The sequence below is a fragment of the Sphingomonas sp. genome (genome assembly GCF_035758555.1).
GTDB lineage: Bacteria > Pseudomonadota > Alphaproteobacteria > Sphingomonadales > Sphingomonadaceae > Sphingomonas_B.
In genome coordinates this window covers 1-5,653 of the sequence record NZ_DASTXI010000240.1, presented here as the reverse complement: position 1 = coordinate 5,653, position 5,653 = coordinate 1, and the positions used below count along the sequence as shown (strand labels likewise).

Sequence of the window (5,653 nt, the reverse complement as noted above, 5' to 3'; positions counted from 1 at the left end):
CGGCGCGCGAAGCTCAGGGTCTGCAAGCAGCCGATCGATACCGAATTTCACCAGCGACTTTCCTTCGTCATGCCGGACCTGATCCGCCATCCATCCTTCTTCCGCTCCGTAAAGAAGGTGGACCCCGGATCAAGTCCGGGGTGACGGAATGGTGCTATGCCGGCGGCAGTTCGAGCGCAAAGCAATCGGGATGATGGAAATCTGGCTTGTCGCCGGGCGGATGGCGCAGGGCCCAGTAGGACTTGGTGCCGTCCTTCTCCTCGATCACCGCTGAGAGGCCGAGGCGGAGCGGGGTCAATTCGACGAGAGCAATTGAGATACCCAGCTCCAAAATCCGGCGGCCGAAGACAGGAGCAATGGAGGGTGGAGGGATGTCCAATGCTGTCATTCCCAGTCGATAACCGTCGAAGCGATAAGCCGCCCATTCCGCGCAAGGCGAAAAGTTGAGCTCGATATACGCCTCATGGTCGAGGGCAACGAACGCCTCCAGGCACGTGCGTTGCCATAGACCATCCTGCCGTCCGGGGTTGCAGACTTCCGGTACCTTCACCGCGTCCGCGCCATCGACGCGATAGGTCAAAATCATCGATTGCGGACGCAGTTCGAAATCCGCGGTCACGGACCGGACACGCGATGGCGGCCGAGCGGGATGGGGGGTCAGGCGAAACGTTTCCAACTAAGACCCCCTCATGCTAGGCGCCCCGCGCCATGACCGAATACCGATCCGATCTCCTCCGCCTACTCGACGAACGCGGATACATCCACCAGGTGACCGACGCGGCCGCGCTCGACGCGCTCGCGGCTAAGCAGGTGGTACCCGGCTATATCGGCTTCGATCCCACCGCGCCCTCGCTCCATGTCGGCAGCCTGGTGCAGATCATGTTGCTGCGGCGGCTTCAGCAGGCGGGGCACAAGCCGATCGTGCTGATGGGCGGCGGCACCGGCAAGGTCGGCGATCCGAGCTTCAAGGACGAAGCGCGCAAGCTGATGACGGTCGATACGATCGCCGCCAACATCGCGTCGATCCGGACCGTGTTCGAGCGGTTCCTGACCTTCGGCGAGGGCGCAAGCGACGCGATCATGCTCGACAATGCCGAATGGCTCGACAAGCTGGAATACATCCCCTTCCTGCGCGACATCGGCCAGCATTTCTCGGTCAACCGGATGCTGAGCTTCGACTCCGTGAAGCTGCGCCTCGATCGCGAGCAGTCGCTGTCGTTCCTGGAGTTCAACTATATGATCCTCCAGGCCTATGATTTCCTGGAGCTCAGCCGACGCGCCGGCTGCCGGCTGCAGCTGGGGGGCTCCGACCAATGGGGCAACATCGTCAACGGGATCGAGCTCGCGCGCCGCGTCGACGGCACGGAAGTGTTCGGCGTCACCACCCCGCTGATCACCACGGCGGACGGCGGCAAGATGGGCAAGACCATGTCGGGCGCGGTGTGGCTGAACGAAGACCAGCTGTCCGCCTACGACTATTGGCAGTTCTGGCGGAACACCGACGACCGCGACGTCGGCCGCTTCCTGCGCCTGTTCACCGATCTGCCGCTGGACGATATTGCCCGACTCGAAGCGCTCGAAGGCGCGGAGATCAACGAAGCGAAGAAAGTCCTCGCCAACGAAGCGACCGCCATGTGCCGCGGCCGCGCGGCGGCGGACGAGGCGGCCGAGACTGCGCGCCGCACCTTCGAGGAAGGCGCGGCGGGCGAGGCGCTGCCGACGTTCACGGTGCCTGGCGGTGAAATCGGCATTGTCGACGCGCTGGTCGGCCTCGGCCTCGCGACGTCGAAGAACGAGGCGCGGCGCCTGATCAAGCAGGGCGGCGCCCGCGTGGCCGGCGAGAAGGTCGAGGGCGAAAGCCTGACGGTTGCCGTTGGGCCGGAGCCGGTGCGGGTCTCGGCCGGCAAAAAGAACCACGGGCTACTAGTGCGCTAATGAATCCGTTTGCTTCGAGCGAAGTCGAGAAGCGCGCGCTCGGAGCGGTTGTTTCTCGACTTCGCTCGAAACAAACGGAAGTCTGGCCCGCCTCTTCCCCGGCGCTCACCGCTCCCGGTGCTGCGTCCCCTCGCCGGCCGTGATGAACACAGCTGTCGCGCTCTCTTCCACGTCCGCCGTATGCCACACGCCCGGCGCATTGACCGCATACTCGCCGGGCCCGAGCCTCACTGTTTCCCGCGAACCGTCCGGCCGCTCCTGCTGCAGCGTCATCGCGCCTGCCACGCACAGCACGACCTCGTCGCCCGCCGGATGCATTTCCCAGCTCGTCCAGCTCTCGGTGAAGCGATACATGCTGACCAGCCGCCCCTCGTGCCCGTCGGCGGCATTGGCGGTGCTGTAGGCGGCATACCAGTCCATGCCGGTGAACTCCGGCTGCGGCTCTGCCCGTGCGCCAAGCCCCAGATGGATGGGGAAGCGCTCGATCGAAATGCCCATGGGAATGCCCTTGTTTCCGCTTCCGTAAACCTGCCGGCTGTGCCTAGATGTAGCGAAATCGAGTGGAGGCCCGCAATGTCCCAGCCCTATGTCCGCCCCGACGTCCGGATGTTCCTCGAATTCCTGAACAACATCCCCGGGCCCAAGATGCACGAGGTTACGGCACCCGAGGCGCGCGCAACCTATGCGGCGATGAAGGACGTGGCCGATCCGCCGTCAGGAGAGCTGGCGATCAAGCGCGACTTGAGATGCGGTGACATTCCCGTCCGCATCTACGATGCGCGAGAGCGGCGGCAGCCGGGGCCGGTGCTGGTCTTCTTCCACGGCGGCGGTTTCGTGATCGGCGACCTGGAGACGCATGACAGCTTCTGCGCGGAGGCCGCGCGGATGCTCGACCTGCCCGTCGTCGCCGTCGACTATCGGCTGGCGCCCGAACATGCGTTCCCCGCTGCCCCAGACGATTGCGAAGCGGCGGCGCGCTGGGTCGCGGGCAGCCCCGCCGAACTGGGCCTGAAAGTCACCAGCCTCGTGCTGGCCGGCGACAGCGCGGGCGGCAATCTGACCATCGTTACGGCGCAATCGCTCCGCGACCGGCCGGCGCAGGTGCCGGTGATCGCGCAATGGCCGATTTATCCGGTCGTCGACGATGCGCCCAAATACCAGTCGTTCCACGATTTCGGCGACGGTTTCCTGCTGACCCGCGACGGCATGCAATGGTTCGCCGAAGCCTATCGCGCGACCGAAGGCGATGTGCGGAACACGCCGATCCTGCACAGGCAGGAGGGAATGCCGCCGACGCTGCTTGTCACCGCCGGCCTCGATCCGCTGCGCGACCAGGGCCGTGCCTATGCGGGCGAGCTGATCCGCGCCGGCGTGCCGACCGTCTATCGCGAGGCGGTGGGCAACATCCACGGCTTCATCACGCTCCGGAAAGCGATCCCGTCGAGCGTCGGCGATGTCGCCGCCTGCTTCCGGATCCTGAAGGACATGATCGCCGAAGCCGAAGCCGACCGGGTGATGGCCGAAGCAGCGCAAGGCGCGGACATGGTGGCGGCGGCGGCCGAGTGAGCGATCTTCCCTACCGCGCCGCGGTCGGCGTGATGTTGCTCAATGCCGAGAACAAGGTGTTCGTCGGGCAGCGCCTCGATAATGCGCTGGACGCGTGGCAGATGCCGCAGGGCGGCCTCGATCCCGGCGAGAGTGCGGAGGAAGGCGCGCTGCGCGAGCTCGAGGAAGAAACCGGCATCGCCCGCCACCTGGTCGAGATCGTCGCCTGCGCGTCGCGTCAGCTCGATTACGACCTGCCCGAAGACCTGCAGGGCAAGCTCTGGGGCGGACGCTACCGCGGCCAGCGCCAGACCTGGTACCTCTGCCGCTTTCTGGGGACGGACTCCGACGTGCACATCGACACGCCTGAGCCCGAATTTCGCGCCTGGAAATGGGCGGAACCGGGCGAACTCCCGGCAATGATCGTGCCGTTCAAACAGGCGCTGTATAGGGCGGTGCTGGCGGAGTTTGGGGAGTATCTTGCACCGTAGAGCGGTTTGCTCAACCTGACTCGCTCGTCCCGAGCGAAGTCGAGGGGCGCTACTCCGAACTTGACCCGCGCCCTCGACTTCGCGTTGCGCGCTACGCTCGGGACGAGCGATTTAGACAAACCGCTCTAAGGCGCCCGCACCACCACCCCACCCTTCATCACCATCCGCACGCGCTTCACTGCGCCGGTGTCCCGCGTCGGATCGCCTTCCACCGCCACCAGATCGGCGAGCAGCCCCGGCTTCACCGCCCCGACGCGGTCGTCGATGCGGAAGATATGCGCGTTGCCGGAGGTCGCCGCGACCAGCACGTCCGCCGCGGGCATGCCGGCCTCGGCCATCAGCACCATCTCGCGCGCATTCTCGCCGTGCGCGAACACGCCGACATCGCCGCCCATGCACATCGTCACGCCGGCCGCGCGCGCCATCCGGAACGCCGCGCGGCTTTCAATCACGCCGGCGGGCGCCGGCTCCTCGCCGTTCCAGCCGCGATAGCGCGAGATCGCGTCGCGCGCGGCAAGCGTCGGGCAATAGGCGACGCCGTGCTCCTTCATCAGCTTGAACACTTCGGGCGTGCCCTGGTCGCCATGCTCGATCGTGTCGATGCCGGCCAGCACCGCGCGGCGCATGCCTTCGGCTGTGCTGGCATGCGCGGCAGTGATCCGCCCGGCCGAATGCGCGGCCTCGACGCCCGCCTTCAGCTCGTCCAGGCTGAAGGTCGGCCGGCTCGGTTCGCCCGGCCGCCAGCGATAATCGGCATAGAATTTGACCACGTCGGCGCCGCCGCCGATCTGCCGCCGCACCGCCTGGACCAGCTCCGGCCCGTCGGCTTCCTCGGCGCCCTGCGGCACCGCGACGCCGGGCTCGAAGCCCTTGGGCCCATAAGCGCCGGTTGCGACCAGCGCACGCGTCGCGACCAGCATCCGCGGCCCGGGCACGATGCCCTGCTCGATCGCCTGCTTGAGGCCGACATCGGCGTAACCGGCGCCTTCGGTGCCGAGATCGCGCACCGTCGTGAAGCCTGCCATCAGCGTATTCCGCGCCGCCACCGTCGCGCGCGCCGTGCGCAGCGCCAGCGGCTCGTGCAGCACCTGATCGTCCCACGGCGTCTCGTTGTAGGGGTGAAGGAACAGATGCGAATGGCCCTCGATCATGCCGGGCATCAGCGTCATGCCGGGCAAGTCGACCACGGTCGCACCGGCCGGACCGGAGAGGTTCGGCCCCGCCGCCTCGATCTTGTCGCCGCGAACCAGCACCGCCCAGCCCTGATGCGGCTGGCGGTCGATGCCGTCGAACACCTGCGCCGGCTTCAGCAGATAGACGGTCTCCGCCCAGGCCGGCACCGCCAACGCGGCGAGCAGGACCGCCAGCAGCGCGCGGATCATTTGCGCGGTGCCGGGCCGGCGAAGGTTACGATGCTTTCCGAACCGTCCGCAGCCAGCGCGGCGACGCCGAAGAAATGATGGTCGATGTTGACGTCATGGAGGAACAGCGACGTCTCGTTCGCCGGCACGTCCTTGTGGTCGGTCCAGTCCGGCCGGTCGGCGAGCCGCCAGCGGACGCGATAGCCTGCGGCGCCGGGCACCGGCTCCCAGGCGACAGTCGTGTCGGCGCTCAGCGCACCTTTGATCGTGACCTTGTCGGGCGGCGGCGGCGCGCTGGCGAGCTCGCGGATCACCGCCATG

7 protein-coding genes are annotated in these 5,653 nt (G+C 67.0%); 3 read left to right on the top strand and 4 right to left on the bottom strand.

What is annotated here, in order from left to right:
- Positions 1-154: 154 nt before the first annotated feature.
- Positions 155-619 (bottom strand): DOMON-like domain-containing protein, encoded by a 465-nt coding sequence (locus VFT73_RS14325; RefSeq protein WP_326412616.1) that lies wholly within the window; start codon positions 617-619, stop codon positions 155-157.
- 89 nt (positions 620-708) lie between these two features.
- Between VFT73_RS14325 and tyrS the strand changes: the two genes are divergently transcribed.
- A complete protein-coding gene (gene tyrS / locus VFT73_RS14320) occupies positions 709-1,935 on the top strand; it encodes a tyrosine--tRNA ligase (protein WP_326412614.1) in 1,227 nt (408 codons plus the stop codon).
- 105 nt (positions 1,936-2,040) lie between these two features.
- Here tyrS and VFT73_RS14315 read toward each other — a convergent pair whose 3' ends face one another.
- A complete protein-coding gene (locus tag VFT73_RS14315; protein WP_326412612.1) occupies positions 2,041-2,433 on the bottom strand; it encodes a cupin in 393 nt (130 codons plus the stop codon).
- Between the two features lie 75 nt (positions 2,434-2,508).
- Here VFT73_RS14315 and VFT73_RS14310 point away from each other — a divergent pair, with 75 nt between their 5' ends.
- Both VFT73_RS14310 and VFT73_RS14305 read left to right on the top strand, forming a co-directional pair.
- Positions 2,509-3,501, top strand: coding sequence for an alpha/beta hydrolase (locus VFT73_RS14310; protein WP_326412610.1), 993 nt, complete (start codon positions 2,509-2,511; stop codon positions 3,499-3,501).
- Positions 3,498-3,971 (top strand): RNA pyrophosphohydrolase, encoded by a 474-nt coding sequence (locus VFT73_RS14305; protein ID WP_326412608.1) that lies wholly within the window; start codon positions 3,498-3,500, stop codon positions 3,969-3,971. Before VFT73_RS14310 ends, VFT73_RS14305 begins: the two co-directional genes overlap by 4 nt.
- 125 nt (positions 3,972-4,096) lie before the next feature.
- Here the strand turns inward: VFT73_RS14305 and VFT73_RS14300 are convergent, their stop codons facing one another.
- Together VFT73_RS14300 and VFT73_RS14295 are read right to left on the bottom strand one after the other, a co-directional pair.
- Entirely contained in the window at positions 4,097-5,353 is a 1,257-nt protein-coding gene (locus VFT73_RS14300; RefSeq protein ID WP_326412606.1) for an amidohydrolase family protein, read from the bottom strand.
- The coding region (locus VFT73_RS14295) for a fibronectin type III domain-containing protein (RefSeq protein WP_326412604.1) at positions 5,350-5,653 on the bottom strand (304 nt) is incomplete at its 5' end. The genes VFT73_RS14300 and VFT73_RS14295, both read right to left, overlap by 4 nt.